Origin of the sequence: Actinoallomurus sp. NPDC052274 (genome assembly GCF_040679475.1) — a bacterium.
GTDB classification, from domain to species: domain Bacteria; phylum Actinomycetota; class Actinomycetes; order Streptosporangiales; family Streptosporangiaceae; genus Actinoallomurus; species Actinoallomurus liliacearum.
In genome coordinates, this window is sequence record NZ_JBFAUT010000172.1 from 1 (window position 1) to 1,049 (window position 1,049).

The 1,049-nt window shown below is 65.5% G+C and carries 1 pseudogene; it reads left to right on the top strand.

From position 1 onward, the window contains the following. Positions 1 to 1,049, top strand: a pseudogene (locus AB0K82_RS44720) (hypothetical protein); the annotation flags it as partial.

The following is a 1,049-nucleotide window of genomic DNA, read 5'->3' on the forward strand; positions in this document are numbered from 1 at the left end:
GGTGGTTTGAGTCCGTCTGAGGCGAAGGAGTGGGGGCAGGAGTTCGTCAAGGCGCATGAGGCCGGTGGTGCCGAGGCCGTGACGGCGCTGGACGAGCGGTTGAACCAGCGGCTCGCCAGTGACGACCTGACTGCCCAGCGGCTGGAAAAGTGGCTCAGTGATGAGCGTAAGAGGCTCGATGGGCCGGCGGGCAGGTCGGGTCAGGCGATTGAGAGGCTAGCCGAGAAGTATGGGCTGTCGCCTCATGATGTGCTGCGTCTCAATGCAAAGACCTACTGGGCGTATAGATCTGGTGATGGAAAGTCTGTCGCGAGGGCGCATCAAGACCTTGGCCGACACCTGGATGATCAGCGGCAGTGGTCTAATTTCAATGAGCTGAATAAGACGAACCGTCCACTGCCCGTCGATCCGTCGTCGGTCGAGGGGCTGAGGCCGGCCGATGATCCGGGTCGTGTGTCGGGGGATCAGGGGCATTCGTCAGGTTCGTCGCATGGTGTTTCCTCGTCGGGTCCTGCGGCCGGTAGTGGCATGCCGGGGAAGCCGGCGACGGAGGGTGCGGCGGGTGAGGCCGCGCCGGTCAAGGGCGGTGATCCCACGGTCGTGTTGGACCGGCCGACGGCGCCGGCTTCCGGGAATGGCAAGGCCCAGCAGATCATCGATCAGGCGTTCAAAGACGGCGCGGCCGAGAGCGAGGCCGTCTCGGCGGCCGGTACCGGTGAGCACGGCGCTGGTGAGGTCGGTCCCGGTTCCTCCACGACCTCGCACAACGGCGGTGAGGCGGGTACGACGACGCCGATCGTCAAGAGCTCCGATGGTGAGGGTCAGGGGCTGACATCCTCGGGGCCGGTCAGCAAGACCGGCACGAAGCCCGGGGGCGGGACCGGTCTGGCAGACCATTCCGGCGGGAGAACGGCGGATCACTTTGCCGGTTCCGGTGCCGGCGAGGGTCTGAAGGGTGAGGCGCCGGGTTCTGGGGTCGGTGGTCGTGCTGAGAAGAAGGCGTTGAATTTTGGTCTGTCTTCTTCTGAGGCGAGGGAGTGGGGGGAGAG